The organism is Aeribacillus composti, from assembly GCF_007827555.1.
GTDB lineage: Bacteria > Bacillota > Bacilli > Bacillales > Aeribacillaceae > Aeribacillus > Aeribacillus composti.
Genome location: NZ_VISS01000020.1, coordinates 1 through 19,947, shown reverse-complemented (window position 1 = coordinate 19,947; position 19,947 = coordinate 1). Strand labels below are relative to the sequence as shown.

The 19,947-nt window shown below is 38.0% G+C and carries 20 protein-coding genes; 8 read left to right on the top strand and 12 right to left on the bottom strand.

Going from position 1 to position 19,947, the window contains the following annotated elements:
* Positions 1 to 35: 35 nt before the first annotated feature.
* Entirely contained in the window at positions 36 to 977 is a 942-nt protein-coding gene (locus FB379_RS11395; RefSeq protein WP_144598032.1) for a ring-cleaving dioxygenase, read from the bottom strand.
* A gap of 565 nt (positions 978 to 1,542) precedes the next feature.
* Complete coding sequence (locus FB379_RS18470) at positions 1,543 to 1,686, bottom strand: hypothetical protein (protein ID WP_157727969.1); 144 nt, start codon at positions 1,684 to 1,686, stop codon at positions 1,543 to 1,545.
* Between the two features lie 95 nt (positions 1,687 to 1,781).
* Between FB379_RS18470 and FB379_RS11390 the strand changes: the two genes are divergently transcribed.
* Positions 1,782 to 2,759, top strand: a complete 978-nt coding sequence (locus tag FB379_RS11390) for a LacI family DNA-binding transcriptional regulator (RefSeq protein WP_144598031.1) — start codon at positions 1,782 to 1,784, stop codon at positions 2,757 to 2,759.
* Positions 2,760 to 3,107: 348 nt separating this feature from the next.
* Here the strand turns inward: FB379_RS11390 and FB379_RS11385 are convergent, their stop codons facing one another.
* Positions 3,108 to 3,527: a hypothetical protein gene (locus FB379_RS11385; RefSeq protein WP_144598030.1), complete on the bottom strand. Its 420-nt coding sequence runs from the start codon at positions 3,525 to 3,527 to the stop codon at positions 3,108 to 3,110.
* Between the two features lie 134 nt (positions 3,528 to 3,661).
* On the opposite strand from FB379_RS11385, the gene FB379_RS11380 reads away from it, so the two are divergent.
* The 5 genes from FB379_RS11380 (at position 3,662) to FB379_RS11360 (ending at position 7,148) form a co-directional block, all read left to right on the top strand.
* Positions 3,662 to 4,003, top strand: a complete 342-nt coding sequence (locus FB379_RS11380) for a lmo0954 family membrane protein (protein WP_063387809.1) — start codon at positions 3,662 to 3,664, stop codon at positions 4,001 to 4,003.
* A 15-nt stretch (positions 4,004 to 4,018) separates the two neighbouring features.
* Complete coding sequence (locus FB379_RS11375) at positions 4,019 to 4,663, top strand: PspA/IM30 family protein (protein WP_063387808.1); 645 nt, start codon at positions 4,019 to 4,021, stop codon at positions 4,661 to 4,663.
* 82 nt (positions 4,664 to 4,745) lie between these two features.
* The gene (gene liaF, locus FB379_RS11370) at positions 4,746 to 5,480 is read left to right on the top strand and encodes a cell wall-active antibiotics response protein LiaF (protein WP_063387807.1); all 735 of its coding nucleotides are present in this window, start codon (positions 4,746 to 4,748) and stop codon (positions 5,478 to 5,480) included.
* Positions 5,477 to 6,523 carry a sensor histidine kinase gene (locus FB379_RS11365; RefSeq protein WP_063387806.1) on the top strand — a complete coding sequence of 349 codons (1,047 nt, stop codon included), beginning with the start codon at positions 5,477 to 5,479 and terminating at the stop codon, positions 6,521 to 6,523. The genes liaF and FB379_RS11365 overlap by 4 nt, the downstream gene beginning before the upstream one ends.
* Positions 6,516 to 7,148 (top strand): response regulator transcription factor, encoded by a 633-nt coding sequence (locus tag FB379_RS11360; RefSeq protein WP_144598029.1) that lies wholly within the window; start codon positions 6,516 to 6,518, stop codon positions 7,146 to 7,148. The genes FB379_RS11365 and FB379_RS11360 overlap by 8 nt, the downstream gene beginning before the upstream one ends.
* A gap of 551 nt (positions 7,149 to 7,699) precedes the next feature.
* On the opposite strand, the gene FB379_RS11355 is transcribed toward FB379_RS11360, so the two are convergent.
* The 3 genes from FB379_RS11355 to FB379_RS11345 all read right to left on the bottom strand — a co-directional run bounded on the left by FB379_RS11355 (position 7,700) and on the right by FB379_RS11345 (position 12,495).
* The gene (locus tag FB379_RS11355; protein WP_144598028.1) at positions 7,700 to 8,944 is read right to left on the bottom strand and encodes an HAD-IIA family hydrolase; all 1,245 of its coding nucleotides are present in this window, start codon (positions 8,942 to 8,944) and stop codon (positions 7,700 to 7,702) included.
* Between the two features lie 691 nt (positions 8,945 to 9,635).
* Entirely contained in the window at positions 9,636 to 11,384 is a 1,749-nt protein-coding gene (locus FB379_RS11350; protein ID WP_144598027.1) for a methyl-accepting chemotaxis protein, read from the bottom strand.
* 388 nt (positions 11,385 to 11,772) lie between these two features.
* The gene (locus tag FB379_RS11345) at positions 11,773 to 12,495 is read right to left on the bottom strand and encodes an EAL domain-containing protein (RefSeq protein ID WP_082829624.1); all 723 of its coding nucleotides are present in this window, start codon (positions 12,493 to 12,495) and stop codon (positions 11,773 to 11,775) included.
* Positions 12,496 to 12,669: 174 nt separating this feature from the next.
* On the opposite strand from FB379_RS11345, the gene FB379_RS11340 reads away from it, so the two are divergent.
* Complete coding sequence (locus FB379_RS11340) at positions 12,670 to 13,008, top strand: helix-turn-helix domain-containing protein (protein WP_063387802.1); 339 nt, start codon at positions 12,670 to 12,672, stop codon at positions 13,006 to 13,008.
* A gap of 53 nt (positions 13,009 to 13,061) precedes the next feature.
* Here the strand turns inward: FB379_RS11340 and FB379_RS11335 are convergent, their stop codons facing one another.
* The 5 genes from FB379_RS11335 to FB379_RS11315 form a co-directional block, all read right to left on the bottom strand.
* Positions 13,062 to 14,309: a restriction endonuclease subunit S gene (locus FB379_RS11335; protein ID WP_144598026.1), complete on the bottom strand. Its 1,248-nt coding sequence runs from the start codon at positions 14,307 to 14,309 to the stop codon at positions 13,062 to 13,064.
* A gap of 301 nt (positions 14,310 to 14,610) precedes the next feature.
* Positions 14,611 to 15,153 (bottom strand): helix-turn-helix domain-containing protein, encoded by a 543-nt coding sequence (locus tag FB379_RS11330; protein WP_063387800.1) that lies wholly within the window; start codon positions 15,151 to 15,153, stop codon positions 14,611 to 14,613.
* A complete protein-coding gene (locus FB379_RS11325) occupies positions 15,150 to 16,106 on the bottom strand; it encodes an alpha/beta hydrolase (protein WP_063387799.1) in 957 nt (318 codons plus the stop codon). Before FB379_RS11325 ends, FB379_RS11330 begins: the two co-directional genes overlap by 4 nt.
* 295 nt (positions 16,107 to 16,401) lie before the next feature.
* Positions 16,402 to 16,680, bottom strand: coding sequence for a YciI family protein (locus FB379_RS11320; protein ID WP_066251612.1), 279 nt, complete (start codon positions 16,678 to 16,680; stop codon positions 16,402 to 16,404).
* A 92-nt stretch (positions 16,681 to 16,772) separates the two neighbouring features.
* Positions 16,773 to 17,918, bottom strand: a complete 1,146-nt coding sequence (locus tag FB379_RS11315; protein WP_066251609.1) for an AbrB family transcriptional regulator — start codon at positions 17,916 to 17,918, stop codon at positions 16,773 to 16,775.
* Positions 17,919 to 18,062: 144 nt separating this feature from the next.
* On the opposite strand from FB379_RS11315, the gene FB379_RS11310 reads away from it, so the two are divergent.
* The gene (locus tag FB379_RS11310) at positions 18,063 to 18,935 is read left to right on the top strand and encodes a LysR family transcriptional regulator (RefSeq protein WP_066251606.1); all 873 of its coding nucleotides are present in this window, start codon (positions 18,063 to 18,065) and stop codon (positions 18,933 to 18,935) included.
* A gap of 79 nt (positions 18,936 to 19,014) precedes the next feature.
* On the opposite strand, the gene FB379_RS11305 is transcribed toward FB379_RS11310, so the two are convergent.
* Positions 19,015 to 19,542, bottom strand: coding sequence for a nitroreductase family protein (locus FB379_RS11305; RefSeq protein WP_066251605.1), 528 nt, complete (start codon positions 19,540 to 19,542; stop codon positions 19,015 to 19,017).
* Between the last annotated feature and the right edge of the window lie 405 nt (positions 19,543 to 19,947).

Genomic DNA, 19,947 nt, shown 5'->3' with positions numbered 1-19,947 from the left:
TTCTCCTTCTCAGCGTTTATTAAGCATTACTTTTCTTATTCGTCAAGGTTTCGGACTTCCACTGGCATCAACTTATTTTCCAACCGTTCCCGATACTTTTCGTAACGCTCCGGAAGCTTTAATTCTTTTCCAAGTGCATCTAAAGATTCATCAATTGCAAAACCCGGAGGATCTGTTGCAATTTCGAACAAAATTTCACCATGCTCTCTAAAATAAATAGAATGAAAATACTTTCGATCCTGAACTGGCGTTACCCTGTATCCATTTGATTCTAAAGATGTTTTCCATTCTAATTGATCGTTGTCGTCTTTTGCCCGAAGCGCGATATGATGGACTGTTCCAACCCCCATAATGCCGCGTCCGGAAGAAGTAATTTTTACATCAACGACATTGCCGATTTCACTTGGAGACTGAAAACGAATAAAATCTCCTTCCCTTCCAATTCGTTGAAGTCCAAAAATATTCTCCAACAACTCTGACGTTTTTTCAGGAAATGATGAATATAATACGGCGCCGCCAAATCCTTTAATGGCAACATCAGAGGTGACATGGCCAAATTCCCATTGATTTAATTCTCCTTCTTTTCGTTCCACTAGCTCAATGTTCAAACCGTGCGGGTCTTGAAATACAAGCAGTGACTCACCAAACCGTTCTGTCATTGTAAACGGAATTCTAAATTTATCTAGTCTTTCTTGCCAAAAGCTCATGGAACCTTCTGGTATCACATAAGAAGTTACACCCACCTGACCATTGCCGATTTTTCCTTGATACGCATCAGGCCAAGGAAAGAAAGTAATCAGTGTCCCTGGCTTTCCTTCTTTATCCCCGAAATAAAAATGGTACGTGCCGGGATCATCGAAATTCACAGTTTTTTTAACTAACCTCAGCCCTAAAACTCCAGCATAAAAATCAATATTTTCCTGCGGATGGCCGACAATAGCAGTAATATGATGAATTCCAGCTGTTTTCTTTTTCATCTTTGATTCTCCTTTATTATTTTCTTTACGCGATTCGTTTTTGTAAATCAATCATTTTAACGGGTCATTATTTCGAATTAAAATATCTCGAATTAAATTATTTTTAATTCAAAATAATTTTATCAAATCTTTCATTTATTGTCAAAAAGCTGATCTGTTGAATTTTTCATCTCTTTTCGTTCCGTATTCACTAAAATACCATCCTTACCAAAATGAAAGCAATCGCAAGAGCAGCGTTTGAATGCGAAGAGAAACCTCCCTCTCCTCTTGCGCGCAAAATCGTTACAGAAATTGTTGTTCTGGCCGCAGCAAGGGCAATTGGCCGTTCCATAAATTTTTTTGTGATGACTCGGCAAACACAGTCGAATTTAAGATTGGTGATGAACACGCAACATCCTGAAAGTAGCCGGCATCCGCCAGCTGCTTTCAGATAAACCGAAAACATGCAAAAGCAAATTGCTTTTTGCAGACTGATCGGAATGACCGTTGCAATTTAATATTAGTAAATCCGTATGGCTTTAGCAAATGTAGACAAATGAAGTTGAATACCGTAACCGGACAGGTATCATTTCTGATCTTCTTTTTTATCATCTAATTCAAAGAACTCAGCAAAATCCATTAACAAAGCATCTTTGTCTTTTAACGCCAATTTTGCTAAGATGATTTCAAGAAGACATAAGCCAATTAAAATAAGTAATCCTTTCATCATATTCCTCCCCCCCTCAAACTCATCTCTTTGTCAACATCAACATAATGTATGAAACGCGTTTCAGGTCAAGGATTTTTAAAAGAAAGGGATATTTCATGGCAACGATTCGTGATATTGCAAAGCTTGCAGGTGTTTCTGTTACAACGGTTTCGAGAGTTTTAAATAATCATCCATATGTCAGTGACAAAAAAAAAGAAGCGGTTTTAAAAGTGATAGAAGAAATCAACTATAAACGGAACATTCATGCAGTCCACTTGTCTAAAGGCTTTTCAAATTTGATCGGCGTCGTCCTGCCTAAAATCGATCATCCTTATTTTAGCAGCATTGTGGAAGGGATTTCGGAGGAAGCGATCAAGCATCATTTGCAGCTTGTTCTCTTTCAAACGAATTATGAACCAGCAAAAGAGCTTGAAGCATTGGAATTGTTGCGGGGAACCTTATTGGATGGTGTCATTTTTTGTTCAAGAGCCATTTCCTTTGATGTATTGAAAGAATATAAAAATGCTGGACCGATCGTTCTTTGCGAAGATTCAGACCAAAGCCATTTCCCTTCTTTGAGCATTCCGCATGAACAGGCATTTCAGTTTGGTTTGGACTATTTAATTTCGAAAGGTCATACGAAAATTGCATTTACTTTAGGACGAATGGAAGGGCCAAACAGTAAAAAAAGAAGAAAAGCCTATAAAACAAAAATGAAGGAATTAGGCGAACCGATTCGAAGCGAGTGGATCTTCGACAAATGCCTATCGATCACTGACGGCAAACAGCTTATGGAAAAGCTTCAGCATTTAGAGAAAAAACCGACTGCCTTTTTTGTTACAAACGATCAAGTGGCAGCAGGTATCTTATTAAGTGCCGAACAATATAAAATAAAGATTCCTCAAGACATTGCCATCTTAAGCTTTGATAATCAGCCTATTGCCGACATCATGGGAATCACTACTATTGAAATCCCAATAAGAAAAATGGGGAAGCTTGCGGTGCAATCGATTATTCATTGTAAAGAAAAACGGGAGCAAACAAATAAGAAGATGACTCTCCCCTTTCGGTTAATTGAGCGGAAAACTGTGTAACCCATGAAGAAGGATGCCCCCTCTTTAGAGTTCAAATCTTTCCTGCCAAACGATCATCTGCAAAAACCGAAGCAGCTTGGCAGGATTTTTCATTTGATTTTGTAATCATTTTGACGATTTGCATGCGTCTTTTTCCATATTCCGTTTTCTTTTGACGTTCAGTGTGAAATTCATCGATTACTACTCAAAGCTGGTTAACAACTTGTCTGCATACTTACTCCCCTTTTTGGCCGACAGCAAAGTGTACGTCAATCACAAATGGCCTTACAGATGTTTTCAATTGCATAGCAATGAAAATCCTTAAAATTGGAGCGTTATTTCCCCAAACCGCTTTTTAAAACAATTTTCCTACTCCGTTAATTTTCTTCTTATCAGCAAGCTTGCGATCACGATGCTCAAAATATTTGCTGCATAAACAAACGCTTTATTTCCGTCAACCATCGAGTTGAATTTGTAAAAAAAGTGCGGCCATGGTATAAGTTCGCCGTTTGTCACGTATTCGACAACCGTATAAATGGCAATGAATCCGAACGCCATTTCAACATTTTTGACCAATAAAATCAATAACGCACCAATCAGCAAAAAATTCAACCCGAGCAGCAAGGCGAATAAAATTAAATGCCAAGGCACATCCGCTAGATTAAGGAAGAAAAGCAACAAGATCATTAACAAATTCATCACGGTGTAATATCGCATTAAATCAATAATGGCGTGCTTTTTATACAGATTGATCAATGTATCCCATGCCCCGTCCTCCCTTCTAACCATGATCCTAAGCAGAACATAATCATTGAAAGGAAATCGAAATACGCCTCAAGTCGTAGTTCAAAATATGCCTCAGGTTCGTTATGAGCAGCGACCACAAAAGGTAAGATGAAAATTGAAAGGAGGTCATTCAAATTATGAAAAAAATCGGTTTGTTCATCGCAGGTGCAATAGCCGCAATAGTTTTAATCGCCAATCTCGGCTCAATCGTCGGACTTCTTATCAGTTTGCTTGTTCTATACTTTTCGTTTAAACAATTTGTGAAATCCGACAAAAAATCAAAAAAATGGTTTTGGGGGATTGTCGGGCTGATTGCACTATCTGTTTCAGCTGCAAATGTCCCAGCTATTCTCGGTTTAATCGCCGCATATGTGCTTTATCTCATTTTTAATAATTGGAAAAAATCGAATGATCCGTATGTGTCAGACGATCCATTCACCAATTTTGAAAAACAATGGGAATCACTAAAACGACAATAAATGGAGGGGAAAAAAATGAGCATATTTACGAGATTAAAAAATGTGATTATGGCCGATTTACATGATTTATTGAATGAACAGGAACAAAGGAATCCAATTGCGCTATTAAATGAATATTTGCGCCAATGTGAAAAGGAAGTTGAAAAGGTTCAAAAATTAATCGAACGCCAACGATTATTAAAACAAGAGCTGTTAAGAGAATACAACCATGCTGAACACTTAAAAGAAAAAAGAAAATATCAAGCCGAAATTGCGTTGAAAGCGCAAGAAGAAGAATTGCATCAATTTGCCATCAACGAGCAGCAGCAGTATGAGGAGCGTGCATCAAAATTAAAACAAGCGCTTGAACAAGCAACGAAACAGCTCATTGACTTAGAACATAAATATGAAGAAATGAAACATAAATTAAAAGATATGCATATAAAGCGCATGGAGCTGATGGGACGAGAAAATATTGCACGCGCCTACTCCCGGATCAACCAAGTTCTTGAGCAGCATAATTCCGAAAAGAACCATTTTGTTCGCTTTGCTGAAATAGAGAATTACCTTGATGAACTGGAAAATCGAATCAACAACAGATACGATACATTAACATTTGATGCAAGAATCGCAAAGCTTGAAAAAGAATTAAAAAATCAAGAAACGGATTCAAATTCTTAACGTAAATTGTTATGCTATAAGGGCGTAGTTCTCTACGCCTTTCCATATTTATGTTCACACTAATAGGAAGGAGAGGAGCCTCGTGTTTCATCAATCGAAAATAGATTTTACAAAATGGATTTTCGTCATTGGCATCATCTTATTCATCGCAGAGCTTTTATTTTTCAATGGTGAGGCCCTTTTCTTCCTAATGATGATGATTTTTTGCGTATATATTGGAAGAAAAAGAATGCCGAAAAAATCAGGATTATTGTTATTTTGGATCGGAATAATTGGCGGCGTTCTATCTTTTTTCAATATGTTTACATTCCGACTGCTTCTATTTGCTGTTTTCATTTACTTTATTTTTCACTATGTTCAAAACAAGCAGGTAGCTGCTAAAAAGTCTCCTAAAATTGAAGAAGCAGATCCAATCCTCTCGCAAGAAGAGACATTTTCCAAAACGCCTCTTTTTCAAAACAGATTGTTCGGAACGCAGCGAACCGAAGAACAAATATACAAATGGAACGATGTCAACATTCAAACAGGCATCGGCGATACAGTAATAGATTTAAACTATACGATTCTTCCGAAAGGTGAAGCGGTGATTGTCATCCGAAAGCTTATCGGCAATATCGAAATAATTGTTCCTTACGAGCTGGAAGTGTCCGTCCACCATTCCGGTTTCATCGGCTCCTACTCCATTTTTGATTATAGTGAACCGAATGTATGGAACGAAACAATTCGATATGAGTCCAAAAACTATCATGAATCTGCCCAAAAAGTGAAAATTATCACCTCTATAACCTTTGGCAGAATAGAGGTGAAAAGAACATGAATGTATTGCAAAGACAAATTATTATCTGCTTAGTAACATCAGTAGTCACTTTTTTATTTTTCACTGTTTCGCTTTTGCTTACGTTCCTGTTTCCTAATTGGACATTATTATGGAAACAAAAAATTCTTGATATTCCGTTTATCCTCTTCACGTTCGTAATCAGCAGCGCCATCGGCTTGCTTTTCGGCATTCTATTCGGACTTCCTTTTAAAGATAAACTACACAAGATTGAAGACAAACTAAAAAAAATAACAAAAGGAGAAACGGTTGAACAAAATGAACATATAAACATTAAAGAATTAGATGAAATCAACCTTCGAATTGACCAAGTGCAGCATCATCTCATTGAACAGACGAAATTAACGCAAAAACTTGCAGGTGAAAACGCAAAAGAACAAGAAAAAAGATTGGAAGAAATCATTTCACAAGAAAGGCAAAGGCTGGCACGCGAGCTGCATGACTCTGTCAGTCAAAACTTGTTTGCAGCCTCGATGCTCATTTCTGCTGTTAAAGGAAACAAGGAAAAAATCGATGAAGGAACGAGCAAACAAATCCATTTAGTTGAAGAAATTATTCAGCAGTCCCAGCTTGAAATGCGCGCTCTTCTTTTGCATTTGCGGCCTGTCCCTTTAAAAGGTAAATCTTTGCAAACTGGAATTGAAGAACTGCTCACAGAGCTGCGGCAAAAGGTGCCGATGAACATCCAATGGAAGACAGAGCAATTTCCTCTAGATAAAGGGATTGAAGACCATTTATTCCGCATTTTGCAAGAATCGGTGTCAAACACTCTTCGCCACGCCAAAGCGAATACACTTGAAGTATTGCTGATCAAACGGAAAAATATGGCCATTTTACGGATTGTCGACGATGGTGTAGGATTTGACGTTCAATCGGCAAAATCAGGAGCATATGGTTTGCAAAACATGTATGAACGTGCAGCCGAAATCGGCGGAACATTGCAAATTGTCAGTGTCCCTCATGAAGGAACTAGATTGGAAATAAAAGTACCGTTGTTAACAGATGAAGGTGATAAAAATGATTAAAGTATTACTAGTTGATGATCATGAAATGGTAAGAATCGGCGTTTCGGCTTTTTTATCGTCCCAGCCTGACATAGAAATCGTCGGCGAGGCTGATAATGGCAAAAAATGCATTGAACTAGCTTTACAATTAAAGCCTGATATTATTTTAATGGACCTCGTCATGCCGGAAATGGACGGGATTGAAGCGACAAAAGAAATACTTCATCAATGGCCAGAGGCAAAAATCATTATTGTCACAAGCTTTCTCGATGATGAAAAAGTCTACCCTGCCCTTGAAGCCGGTGCTGTCAGCTATATGTTAAAAACTTCAAAAGCAGACGAAATCGCCGATGCGATCCGTTCAACATATCAGGGACAATCTGTCTTAGAGCCTGAAGTGACAACGAAAATGATGGCAAGAATGAATAAAAAACAAAACCGCCATCCTCATGAAGAATTAACAAACCGAGAAATGGAAGTGCTGCTTTTAATGGCTCAAGGGAAATCAAATCAAGAAATTGCAGATGAGTTGTACATTTCATTAAAAACCGTCAAAGTTCACGTCAGCAACATTTTAAGCAAACTGGGCGTTCAAGACCGCACCCAAGCCGTCATTTATGCGTTCAAGCATTCGCTAATCAAGTAAAATTGACAATAAGCGAAGAAAAGAGAAAGTGGAATGGTTTTTCACCGAAACACAAATACAGGAAATTTCAATCGAAATTTATTTATCATTTTACATATATAATCAAAACAAAAAAATTGCTAGTTTTCCCAACCTAATAGAAGATCTCATACGTAAGCGAGTTATTCATCTACCAAATGAATGCATATTCGTCGACAAAAGCAAATATAAACATGTTAACGCTTGATAAAATCGGCTAAAAATAACTCAAAAATCTCAAGCGAAACGATGGCGGAAATCGAAATAATCGGTAAAATCGGTAAAAGAAATCAGAAATCCTCCTATTCGTTTTCCGCCAAAAACTAGTTTTCTCTTAAAAAAACAATAGATGAACAAAAGTCCTAGCATGACTATCTAGGCTGCCGAAAAATAGCAGCCTTTCCTTGCAGATAGCACATCTAATAAGCCTTTTGTTTCTAGCTTTAGGAACAGTGTAAAATGAAATTCATAATAAGGTTCTTCTGCTCGAAACTTGAAAAAGACGTAATTTTCCCCCAACAGTATTCCGGCTTTTATCGTATATATGGAGCATGCTCTTTTTCCAATGCATCCTGCAGCCATCTCGGATGCATCGTTAAAAGGTTTTCCGGCAGATCGTTTGGAGCGAAAAATCGTGCATCAAGCGTTTCATCTGTTTTTTGACGCAGCGTCCCTCCAATGATTTTGCACTCAAAGCAGGTTGTAATAAAGTGGCTGATTTCGCCATTTGGGTATAAAAAAATTTGTGAATCCGGATCTGAGTAAATGCCGATCAACCGGGTTACCTCCACTTCAAGACCTGTTTCTTCATAAATTTCTCTTATAATTGCTTCTTCCACCTTTTCTCCCGGCTCTACATGCCCTGATGGAATGCCCCATAGTCCGTTATCCGACCGTTTTAATAGGAGAACTTGCTGCTGTTCATTAAAAATAATTCCCGCCACTCCTGCTTCGATCCGCTCCGGCCATGCAAAATCACGCGTATTCCATTGTTTAATTTTGACACGATCATCAAATAAAGACTGCAAATTTCCGATCACCGCATCCGGATTGCGGTAATCCCCAGGAGATGGAAACGGTGCATTCTTCCCGTTGGAAATTAAAATCGCTTGAATCCCTGCTTGATGAGCACCTAATATATCAGTTAACGGGTTATCGCCGATCATAACCACTTTTGCTTTAGACGAAATCGATTCAATCGCTTTCTGGAACATAAATGGATTCGGTTTGCCGACAATGTACGGTTTTTTCCCGGTTGATGCTCGTATCATTTCAGCAACAGCTCCTGTTGCAGGCAAAGGACCTTTCGAAGTAGGGAAACTCATATCGGCATTCGTTGCAATAAACTTCGCACCATTATGTATTTGTTTTACCGCTTCCTGAATATCGTACAAAGATACATTGCCGCTCCAGCCGACAACAACGGCTTCTGCCTCCTCTTCACCCTTTACAACCATTACTCCTGCTTGACTGCACTCGTGCTGTAAATGATCGTCCCCCAGCACGTAGGCACTGCGAATATTTTGTTTTCGCAAATATTGAGCTGTCAACCAAGCGGATGTAATGATTTCCTCTGGACTTGCTGTAATCTCCATTCGCTTGAGCCGTCCGGCAATTTTTTCTCTCGTAGTACAAGGATCATTTGTAAGAAACCGAATCATTTTCTTTTCTTGACGCAAGCGCCGCAAAGATTCAACTGCCCCAGGAAGCGGATTTTCTCCTATGTAAATCACTCCGTCCAGGTCAAATAAAAACACGTCAAATTCATCTATGATCATGAAATCATCCTTCCTTAGTGAACCATTTTCGCATGAACCAAACTGATTGAAAAAAACTCCTCATCAGCAAGCTAATTTAAGTTAAAGTGATCGTTTTCTCGAAAAGATTTGAACTTAATTTAAAGTACCTCAAAACTAACTCGTGTTAAAACAATCGTTTTCTCAATGAACCATTTCTTAAACTGGCGCAAAACTTTTAGAAGTTTTTTTGCTGTCAAACCAAAAGATGTTTCAATGAAATGATTTGCCTTGTTTGAAAGTTTGCATGAGCTTGTATGAGGAGAATCTTCTCTCTTTATTTCCACTTCTACATATGATTATAATAGATTTATCGTTCACGCAGCAAAAAGGCGGTTTTAATGAAGAAAATGTGATGTGGAATATTGGGAATTTGAGCAATAAGACAAAAGTTTTTTTTCAAAAAGACTGTGCAATTCGTGCACTCTAAGAACTAATCTCTAATCAAATATACTTTTACGACTGACCTCCTTTCTAATAAAGAAAGGTCTGCATTTGATCTGACATTTATGCCAGTTGTCTTCCCCTTCTAAATGCCAGCAATACTGAACATTTATTCCCCTTTTTGCAGGGAGTTGGTCTATGTATCGCTCAAAAGTTTAAGGTGAGGACATTTATCCCCACCCAAAAACATCTTCTGATATCAAAAAAATCAAACACATTCTTCTATTTTCTAAAGCTTAAATTGCCGTACAAATTCATTCAGCTCTTCGGCTAGCTTCGCTAGTTGTTCGGAGCTGTTCGCCACTTCTTCCATAGAACTGCTTGTTTGTTCGGCTGCCGCAGAGGTTTGCTCAATACCTGCTGCTGATTGCTCGGAGATCGAGGCTATTTCCTCGATGGAACGGTTCATTTCCCGGCTGTTGGAAGCGATTTCCGTCAAGTTGTTCGCAATTGTTTGAATATGATGAACCATGTCCGTAACAGCTTTGTTGATCGTTTGAAATGTTGCGCCTGTATTTTTAATTTGCTCTGTTCCTTGTTCAACCTCCTGATAGCCGCTCTTTAAAGCATCAACTACATTCTTTGATTCATTTTGGATATTGTCGACAATGCTTGTTATGTCTGAGATTGAGACGGAAACTTGTTCAGCGAGCTTTCTTACTTCATCTGCAACTACGGCAAAGCCTTTTCCGTTTTCGCCTGCTCTTGCCGCTTCAATTGCTGCGTTTAATGCTAGAAGATTCGTTTGGTCCGCAATTCCTTGTATGACTGATACGAGTTTTGTAATTTTTTGCAAATGTCCGTTTAAACCAAGCACTTTATCAACAGATTGTTGAAAAATTTCGTCAATTTTCGACATTTGTTCGGTAGAAGACATCATTAGTTTATTTCCTTTGCCGGCAATTTCAAGCACCTCTCTAGAGACTGATTCAATATGCTCCCCTTTTTCGCTGGCATCTTGGACTTTTTCGACAAATACCTCCATCTTTGCTGCCATGTCGCTCGCGCTGCTTGCTTGCGTTTCAGCGCCTGATGCCAATTCCTGCATGGTGGTTGAAACCTGCTCTGATCCGGCCTTCACTTCATTTGCAGAGTGGGTCATCTCCTCGCTGTGGCTTGTCAGCACTTCAGAAGCATTCGAAATGTTTGTAATCATTTCTTTCAGTTTATTTTGCAGCTGATTTATGGCATGTGCCAGATTTTGTGTTTCATCTTTCGAACGGATTTTTATTTCACCTTGTGTTAAATCTCCATTAGCCAGCAAATGCATGCGCTCAGATACGGCGTGTATTGGTTTGGAAATGCTGTTTGAAAACAACCATACGATGAAAAATCCAATCACAATCGTTGCGCCAATGACAATCATTAAAAAAACGAGAAGATCTTTAGCCGGCTGATTGAAATCCATTAAATACGTGCCCGCACATACAACCCATCCCCAATGAGGATCAGTTTTTGAATAGGCGACTTTTTTTTCAATTCGATTTTCGTTGTCAGGCAAAGCCCATTCGTAATAAGTTAAACCGCCACCTTCATTTCCGGTTTTAATCATTTTTTGATTGAATTTTACGCCTTTGGAATCTTCGTCATTCCAGCCTTGTCTGCCTTCTATAACTGGATGTGCAATAAGAGTTCCTTTTTGATCGATAATATACAGGTAGCCGTTTTCACCTAAATCAAAATTTTTATTAATTGGCCGTTTGCCGTCAGCATTCTTTTCCCCCAATATCGCAACTTTTACCTGTTCCTGCGCTTCTTCTAAAGACAATGTTCCCTTTTCAACCTCTTTATTTAACGCATCGATTAACTCAATGGTCATTTCGACGCTATTTTTTAAGTTCTTTTCCCCCAGCTTGTTTAAACTGGAAGTTGTTTTCTGATAGCTTAACAAGCCTAAAATGACTAACGGAATCGTTAATAATAGAAATGAAATGGTCATTAGCTTCATACGTATCGTGAATTGAAATTTCTTTTTCATGAAAATCATTACCCCTTTGTTATGCCATAATTTTTTTAAAGACTTAGTTCTTTCCTCTTAGAAAAGCGTTACGAACTCATTTCCATCCATTTTCACTCCCCAAATCCGAAATTGGTTGCTTGACATTTTAATTATCGGCCTCTAAACATACTTTTTTTAGTTAATTAATCATTTATTGTCAAATATGTATTTTTTTAGCTAACATCGAACGTATATGGTCAAAAATATAATGAACCGATAATCCTTTATTTAAGCGTTTTCATTAATTTTATCGTTCATTTAGTGCGGTTCTTTTACGTCAATGAAGCAAAAATAATCTGAAAATAGTCTATATGTTCGATCCGATAAAATTTATTTTTCTAATTCATTTACTATGAATAAGCAGCAATTATTTTTTTGTATTTTCCCTCATCGGCTTCGGCTCGCCTAATAAATATCCTTGAGCGTAATGAACCCCCAATGCTTTAGCCATGTCTAAATCTTCTTTTTTCTCAATTCCTTCTAAAACTAGTTTCATATTGGTACGTTCGCAAAGAAATAAAAGCTTTTTAATAACATCTTGATTTTTGCCCGAATTATATAAATTTTGGCCTAAAGAACGATCGACTTTAATATAATGCGGGTTTAAATCGACAATGGTTTCTAACGATATTTCACCTTTTCCGAAATCATCAACGGCAACTTTATACCCTTCATCTTTTAAAAATTGAATATTTTTTTTCAACAATTCAATATTTTCGATTTTTTCACTTTCATTTATTTCAAAAACTACTTTTTCGGTCGACTGAAAAAAAAGGTTTATTTTTTTTATAAATTGGGTAAAAGAATGATGAACAATCGTCGATGGAAATACGTTAATAAACAGCTTTTGCTGCAGGTCTCCCATCGATGTTATTGCATTGTGAATGGAGCAAGTATCCAGTTCATATAAAAAACCGCATTCACGGGCGATTTGAAACAAAATTTCCGGATCGGAAAAATATTTGCAGCGAAGCAAAGCTTCGTATCCATATATTTTTGATTCTTTTAATTCATAAATAGGTTGAAAAAAATGACAAAATGATTTGTTATCTATAATTTCTTTTATCCTTCTAATTTCCCATTTAACCAATGGAAGAACCTCCTAGACGTCTATCTATAGACCTATTTCGGATAATGTCTAATGTTATATTTCATATTTTTAGTATATATTTTAATACTTTTAATATCAATAGTCTCTTGGGGGCTTAACTCTCATAGTAGATTGTAAAAAGGAATCACTATTATCCCCAAGGAGTGACGGTTCATGACTAAAATACAGCAAATAATCGGAGAAAGAATCCGAAATTTTCGCAAGCAGAAAGGGTGGAGTCAAGAAGAATTAGCAGATATAGCAAATCTACATGCTACTTATATTGGACAATTAGAAAGAGGTGAAAAAAACGCAACATTGGAAAGTATTAACAAAATCGCAACGGCGCTTGAGGTTTCTTTAGAGGAATTATTTAAATCTATTCAACCAAATTCAAAAAAACCAGATTATACTTTGTCGCAAATTATTACAAAACTTCAGGCAAGGCCGGTTGAAGATCAAAAATTCATACTAAACATGCTGGATCTCCTATTGAACTGGAAAGATAAGTAGCAGTATTCCAAAAAGGGGGAACAATCCCCCTCTTTTGGAACTTATTTATCATTTTACAGCATGTTAGCAACATGCTTTTCAGCATCTAATACATCCATCTCCCCTGATAAAAGCCGGGGCAGCAAAGCGTTTTGCAATTTTTTGAGCCGGTCATTTTCATTGGCATTATGTATCATCATCGCATAATAATTGCTGGTGAAACGTATAAATTTTTTTAAAATATCATCCGGCGGAAGCACAATTTTCATTTTTTTTATCTCATCCGCGCTGACATTCGGCTGTGCAGATCCAGTAGACCGATCTAAAATTTTTTGGCGGAAATCCGGCAATTTAGTTATGGCATAGACAAATGGCAATGTATTCATTTCGTGCACGCTAGAATAAAATTTGCCGACACGTTGATTTAATAATGCGGGTTCTTCAAAATAGTAAATGCCGCATTTCCCGATTTCAGCGCCTGTTAGCCCAATGAGCAGATCTCCTTGTGTAATTTTGAAACGATCTAATCGATGGAATAAAGATGGATCTACATATGCTGCATCTTCTTTGTTGATGAAAGGCGGGACAATATTTTTTATTTTTATTACAGGTATGCCTTCACATTTCCATTCCTTGCTTTTAAAAGCATATCCATTTTGTAATTCTATAACTTCACCTAATGTTCCTGCCTTCCATCCTTTCGGAATCATTCCCAATTCAGAAATTTCGAACCCTCTATCTTTAAAAGGCCCAAACTCTATGAACCAGTATTTGTAAAGTGTCATGATCGTTTCATCGATCGTTTTATTTATCTTGATATTCAGTTCAATTTTATCATCAATTGTTCCTAATATGTCCGCAATCTTCTCTTGCGTCCGCATGTCCGGCAGCAATACGAGCGCATTTTTAATAGAATCCATGCTGACAGCCGGATACGCAGCTCCCTGTTCCTGAGAAACTAAATAATCTGTAAAAGATTGATTGGAAATAAGGTAATACACATACCTCGGATGAATATGCTCCGTAGGCCGAAGAACCGCAAAACCGGTCGATACAACTTGATTTTCTTTCGGATTTTTTAAAAACAAAAAGGATCTTCGATTCGGACGGACGGTCGAAAGAATTGTATCGCCTGCTCGAACCAGCCTTTTTGCTCTGCTGGGCGCTTCATGAATCAAATATTGCGATGTCTCCCTCAGTTCGCCTGTTCCAACAGACGAAATATCGATGTAATCGATCATTTGAAAGGGAAATTGTTTCGTTAATGATTCAGGATTTATTTGAACAATCTCACCAAGCCGAACTTTCTTCCAGCTCGCCACATAAATTCCTCCACATGCATTAATTTTGAAACTTTATGGGGCAGTCTAATAAGTCGATTTTCCGGCTTATAGACGCCCCTTTAATGTTTTAGAAACGTTGATACGTTGATATATCAATGCTTATGATGTTTCGTTTTCAGTGGATTTTGACTTTCTGGACAGCCCCATGACAATTCCGAAGCAACAATCAGATCGCTTCCCCAATTTTTCTAGTTATAGCTCATTCAGAACATAATCCTCCTGTTTTGATCCATATTGATTAGCTTTTCATTTCCAATCAAAGCGGATAAAAAAGACTGCACTATTTTAATTTTTCTTCTGCTTCCGGCATGATGATAGATGTAAAAATTCTTTTTTTTCGGTTATGAGCAGGCTGGTTTCCCATTAGCTTTTTCATCGCTCGGTTGACAGTTTCAGCAAATTGAAAAAACTCTTCGTCGCTTGCATAAAAGCGAACCTGCCGAAATCCCACTCCATCTTTTAGGAGATCGATTTGTTCTTGTCGTAAATATCTCTCATAATCCGCTAAAATATTGGCGATAAATCTCATAAATATGTTCAAATGTTCATCTCTGCTTATATGCTGCAAATCGCTGTCTTCGAGCCCAATCGTTTCATCCGGCAAGGCATAAACTTTTTCTATTGTTCCCCTTATCTTTCTTTTCTCAACGATTTCAATCAGCTTTGCTTCTTCAAGTTTTTTTAAATGTCTGTACAAGGATGCTTGCGGAACTTCCGGCAGAAACTCCATTATTTCCTGCACAGTCAAGCGTTTTCCGATCAATGTTTGAATGATCCGAATCCGTACCGGATGCAAGATTAAAGCAGCTTTTGATTCAATCATGAAAACACCTCATTGTACCGTTTGTTCAACCATTTTTGCAAATGGTCGCAAAGCTCTTCGTGAAGCGGTTGATCCGCATTTTTGATATAATTTTTTTTCATTTTCAACATATTAATCTCATCTTCTTGTTTTTTCAATAAATGATCCATATTTTGAATCATATAATATTCCAACTCCCCTTTCACTATAGCGGGGAGGCGGTTGAGCTTTTCCGGATCAGCTTGAACGTCCTTGTCACCGGTAATGGCCAAAACAGGGCATTCTATTTTTTTCAAATCTTCGAGCACATCGTATTGCAAATGCTCCCGAAACCATTTAGCATTTATTTTTTGAAAACCAACTTTGATCACATCTTGATCAGATTGCATGATTTTTTCAAAAAGGGCATTCGCCTTTTTTTCGTTTTTTTGCTCGATGTTAAACATGCGGATCATTTTTCCTTTTAAACCTGTTACATTGTTTAAAGCTTCATACACAAGCTTTCTCTGTCTCGTTAAAGCTTCTTCCAGCCGCTCCCCTGCCCCTGAGAGAAGAATGAGCCCATCCATTTTCTCCAAGGTGTTTAAAGCAACTGCCAATGTTGTTCCTTCACTGTGCCCCAAGGCAATGATCCGATTTTCATCAACAAGCGGATGTTGTTTTAAAAATTGTACAGCGCTAGCTGCATCCCGGACGAAATCCCACATTCCTGCAGATAAATAATCGCCGCCGCTTTCACCAACTCCCCTTTTATCATATCGCAACACGATAAATCCTAAAGAAGTAAGAAATGATGCCAATTGCTTATATATATTCAACTGGAATTTTCCTTTTGCATCATTGCCGTCGCGATTCAACGGACCAGAACCGGAAAGAATGAGAATAGCCGGCTTTTTTTGGCTGTTCTGTAACACGGATAACGTTCCTTTTAACTCATATCCGCAGCTTTGAAAGCTGATAAATTGTTCAATCATGTTAATTTCTCCTTTATTTATGTTATTATTATCATTATCGATAATAATAACAAATAAGTCAAGAAAATTCTGATGATTGTTTTTTGCATATAAATGTTATCAGAATTGTGCCTTCAGCCCACAGCATATTGAAAGCAGCCGGCATCTGCGAACTGTTTTTTTGAGAAAAATCGTAAACATACAAAAGCCCTTAGAGAAAAACAGCTCTTTTTCTCTAAGGGATTTATTTTAGAGACTAACGGACAGCACCGATGCAAATGTTCTATCATTCTACAACGGCTTTCCTATCAAAATCTTAATTTGGGAGCACTGCGTCGCTGACCATTTCCCATTCGTGAATCTCATACCCTCTAGCGCCAGTCACAACATATGGATCTTCTTTCGCAAGCTTTTCGGCCTCTTCAAAAGAGCCGGCGCGATAAATCACCATACCGCCTGTGCCGTCGGTAAATCTGCCTTTTGCAAATATTTTTCCTTCTTTTCCTTTCTGCTCTAAATAATTCAAGTGATCATTCCGAAACGCTTTGCTTTTTTCTTCATCTTTCATCGGCAATAATACGACAAAATATTTCATCTCAACCACTCTTTCTATTAGATTCATCGCTTACCATTTTACTTGAAGCTGTCAGTCTTGAAAAGCTTCATGTCTTAAGTTCCTAATGTCAATCAAATATTTCTTGCTGCATGCGAATGTGCTCTATTGCGCAATCTTCTTTGATGGAGCAGTTTGATCAATGGAGGTACTGCGATGCATACTAACACAATGCGCAGTACTTGAACGACCACAACAAATGTTGAATCTTCATGAAGTACAGCGGCTGTTGTAGCCATCTCCGTAATACCGCCCGGCGCAAATGCAAGAACTGCTGTGACAAAGGTTATTCCAGTCAGCTTTGAAACAATAAAAGCGCAAATAAACAAGGAAAGAATTAAACCAATCGTGCTGAATAAAGCAACCGCCATTGTTTTCCCTAGCCCTGTAAACATCTTTTTATGAAATTTCGAGCCGATGCTTGCAGCGATGAAAACTTGCGCCGCTATGATCAAAATGTTCGGCCACCATGGAGTCAAGTTGTGGCCTGCAAATGATGAGCCGGCTGCTTGAATACTAGCAGCACCAAGCATTCCGCCAACGAGCCAAGGTGCAGGGAACTTCAGCCGCTTTCCAATGTAATACCCTGCCAATGCCCCTAGTGCCAATACTGCCGTCCAAATCATTTCGTCCATTTCCAAGCTAGGAAAAATGAACGCTGATTGGTTGTTCGAAACTTCAAGCTTCTCAGAATGGACCGCAAATGAAGAAACAAGAAACGGGATCACAAGCACTACTAAAAATACCCGCATCGTTTGTATAATGCTGACGACACCAATGTTGCCCCCGACTTCTTCTGCTATGCCTGGTATAACAGACAAGCCCCCGGGCACCGTTCCGAACAAACTAGTCAATAAATCTGTATGACTGAACTTCCACAAAACGAGTCCAGACAGCAGCGAGAAAACAATGGACAAGAGAAGCATTGTCATGATGGACATCCAATGATCTCTAAAAATATCTATAACCGTTAAATTGATTTTTTGCCCTAATTCAATCGCCAAAATAAATTGCCCAGCATTCATCCAAAATCGGGGCAAAACATACTTGTCATCGGACGATGTTGAATTGGTATGGCTCCAAAATGAAAAAGCCCCTGCCATCACCAATGTTCCGAGCATCCAGCCGATGGAAAGGCCTGTTAGAGATAAAAGCAATCCTCCAATACTGCTGAATAAAATAAACGAAACATTGCGCAAGAAACCTTTCGTTCGTATCATTTCAATCCTTCTTTCTAAACAAAATATCTTGCGGCATTCGAACTTGCTACAAACATATTGTATACTTTTTTTAGATATAAATAAAATATCAATAATCTATGCATGATTATAAAAATTATTGATGGAAAAAGAGAGGTGATGACGATGGATGATCGAGACTGGCTTATTTTGAAAGTTCTCTACAACGAAAAAAACATTACAAAAGCTGCAAAAAATTTATATATTTCTCAACCAGCTTTAACAAACCGGCTTCAGCAAATTGAAAAGGAATTCGGTGTACAGATTGTTCATCGAGGAAGGCGGGGAGTTGAATTTACCCCGCAAGGAGAATATTTAGCGAAATGTGCGAATCAAATGCTGCTGAAAATACAAAAAATAAAAGAAAATGTTGTGAACATGGAGAACCGAGTAACCGGCACATTAAGATTAGGGGTTTCCAATTACTTTACAGATTATAAACTCCCCGGTCTTTTAAAGCTTTTTAAAAACGAGTATCCCGACATTGAATTTAAGGTCCTGACAGGCTCGAGCAGCGAGATAGCCCATTTGATCCACAGCCACGAAGTCCATGTCGCTTTCGTAAAAGGAGCTTACAGCTGGAACGATCAAAAACGATTACTATTTGAGGAATCCATTTGTATTGCTTCTAAAGACAAAATAGATCTCCGGGAGCTTCCAAATTTGCCGAGAATTGATTACCGGATGGATCCCTTGCTAAAAACGGCAGTGGACAATTGGTGGTTTGAGAATTACTCCCAACCACCATTGATCAGCATCGAAGTCGATAAAGCAGATACGTGCAAAAAAATGGTGTTGAACGGATTAGGTTACGCTATTTTGCCAAGCTTGATTTTAGATGATGCCGACGATATTTATAAAATCGATCTGAAATCGAAAAATGGGAAGCCCATTTTAAGAAAAACTTGGATGTTTTATCACAAGGAATCGATCCAACTGAAATTTGTGAAAGCGTTTGTCGAGTTTATGGAAAAGCTCGATTTTCAAAAAATTCCATAAAATGCTATGACACTCGTATAACCTTTTTCCTTACATATGTTGCTTGGAAAAAGGTTTTTCAAAATTTCCGCAAACGTAATTACGTTTGAAACCGTTCATAATGAATAATAGATTCCTTCCGAACCATTTCTTTTGCGGGCGGTTCCTTTTCAGGATAACCTAAACCTAATATTGCAACTACGCGGCGGTCTGATGGAATGTTTAAGGCTGTCCGGACAAAATCTTCCCGTTTTTTTGATTCTGCTTGATCCTGTGAGTGATATATCGCACCAAAAGCAGCCCCTAAACCTAATTCAGTTGCAGTCAGCCATATAAAACCGCATGCGATCGAGGCGTCCTGCAGCCAATATTTGCTCACTTCCGGGCAGCCTGTAACGGCTATGGCCGCTTTCGCCTCTTTCAACCAAGAAACAAAAGGCGTGGCGTTTGCCAATTCATCAAGCTTTTCACGATTTGTTATAAGTATAAACTCCCTGGAAGGCAGATTGTTCCCAGAAGGGGCTAAATAAGCTGCTTCTAAAATTTGCTCCAACCGTTCATTTGGTATAGGCTGATCTAGAAACTTTGTCATTTCACGTCTTTTCTGTATAGCTTCAAAAACGTTCATGCACCTTCATCCTTCTTTCTATTTTTTCGCCTATTTTGATTTCGTATGAATGTACCTTTTCATAAACGATTTTTTCCCTCTCCTGTTCAATACATGATATGGAATCATTATATCGATTCATATGGATCCACAAAAGAATCATTTTAGCCAAAACTTAGGAAGTTTCATTCCGAAAAATTAAAATATAGGAATGGACGAACAGCGTTATTATTTAGATGCTGCTGTCTATAATGGCAGCTTTATGATACCGACAGAGCCATTCACTTTACTTTTTAATTATTTCACAGTTTGAAGTTAATTTTTTTTATTTACTCAGCTTTCGCAGTCCAAAATCTTGTTTAAATGCTTGATGTAAATGGTTTTGGGAAGTACAAAATTATCATTTGACATTTTTTAAAACATAAA

Coding starts and splice junctions, on each gene's coding strand:
- FB379_RS11395 (WP_144598032.1), bottom strand. CDS start 977: ATGAAAAAGAAAACAGCTGGAATTCATCATATTACTGCTATTGTCGGC.
- FB379_RS18470 (WP_157727969.1), bottom strand. CDS start 1,686: ATGATGAAAGGATTACTTATTTTAATTGGCTTATGTCTTCTTGAAATC.
- FB379_RS11390 (WP_144598031.1), top strand. CDS start 1,782: ATGGCAACGATTCGTGATATTGCAAAGCTTGCAGGTGTTTCTGTTACA.
- FB379_RS11385 (WP_144598030.1), bottom strand. CDS start 3,527: ATGGTTAGAAGGGAGGACGGGGCATGGGATACATTGATCAATCTGTAT.
- FB379_RS11380 (WP_063387809.1), top strand. CDS start 3,662: ATGAAAAAAATCGGTTTGTTCATCGCAGGTGCAATAGCCGCAATAGTT.
- FB379_RS11375 (WP_063387808.1), top strand. CDS start 4,019: ATGAGCATATTTACGAGATTAAAAAATGTGATTATGGCCGATTTACAT.
- FB379_RS11365 (WP_063387806.1), top strand. CDS start 5,477: ATGAATGTATTGCAAAGACAAATTATTATCTGCTTAGTAACATCAGTA.
- FB379_RS11360 (WP_144598029.1), top strand. CDS start 6,516: ATGATTAAAGTATTACTAGTTGATGATCATGAAATGGTAAGAATCGGC.
- FB379_RS11355 (WP_144598028.1), bottom strand. CDS start 8,944: ATGATCATAGATGAATTTGACGTGTTTTTATTTGACCTGGACGGAGTG.
- FB379_RS11350 (WP_144598027.1), bottom strand. CDS start 11,384: ATGAAAAAGAAATTTCAATTCACGATACGTATGAAGCTAATGACCATT.
- FB379_RS11340 (WP_063387802.1), top strand. CDS start 12,670: ATGACTAAAATACAGCAAATAATCGGAGAAAGAATCCGAAATTTTCGC.
- FB379_RS11330 (WP_063387800.1), bottom strand. CDS start 15,153: ATGATTGAATCAAAAGCTGCTTTAATCTTGCATCCGGTACGGATTCGG.
- FB379_RS11325 (WP_063387799.1), bottom strand. CDS start 16,106: ATGATTGAACAATTTATCAGCTTTCAAAGCTGCGGATATGAGTTAAAA.
- FB379_RS11320 (WP_066251612.1), bottom strand. CDS start 16,680: ATGAAATATTTTGTCGTATTATTGCCGATGAAAGATGAAGAAAAAAGC.
- FB379_RS11315 (WP_066251609.1), bottom strand. CDS start 17,918: ATGATACGAACGAAAGGTTTCTTGCGCAATGTTTCGTTTATTTTATTC.
- FB379_RS11310 (WP_066251606.1), top strand. CDS start 18,063: ATGGATGATCGAGACTGGCTTATTTTGAAAGTTCTCTACAACGAAAAA.
- FB379_RS11305 (WP_066251605.1), bottom strand. CDS start 19,542: ATGAACGTTTTTGAAGCTATACAGAAAAGACGTGAAATGACAAAGTTT.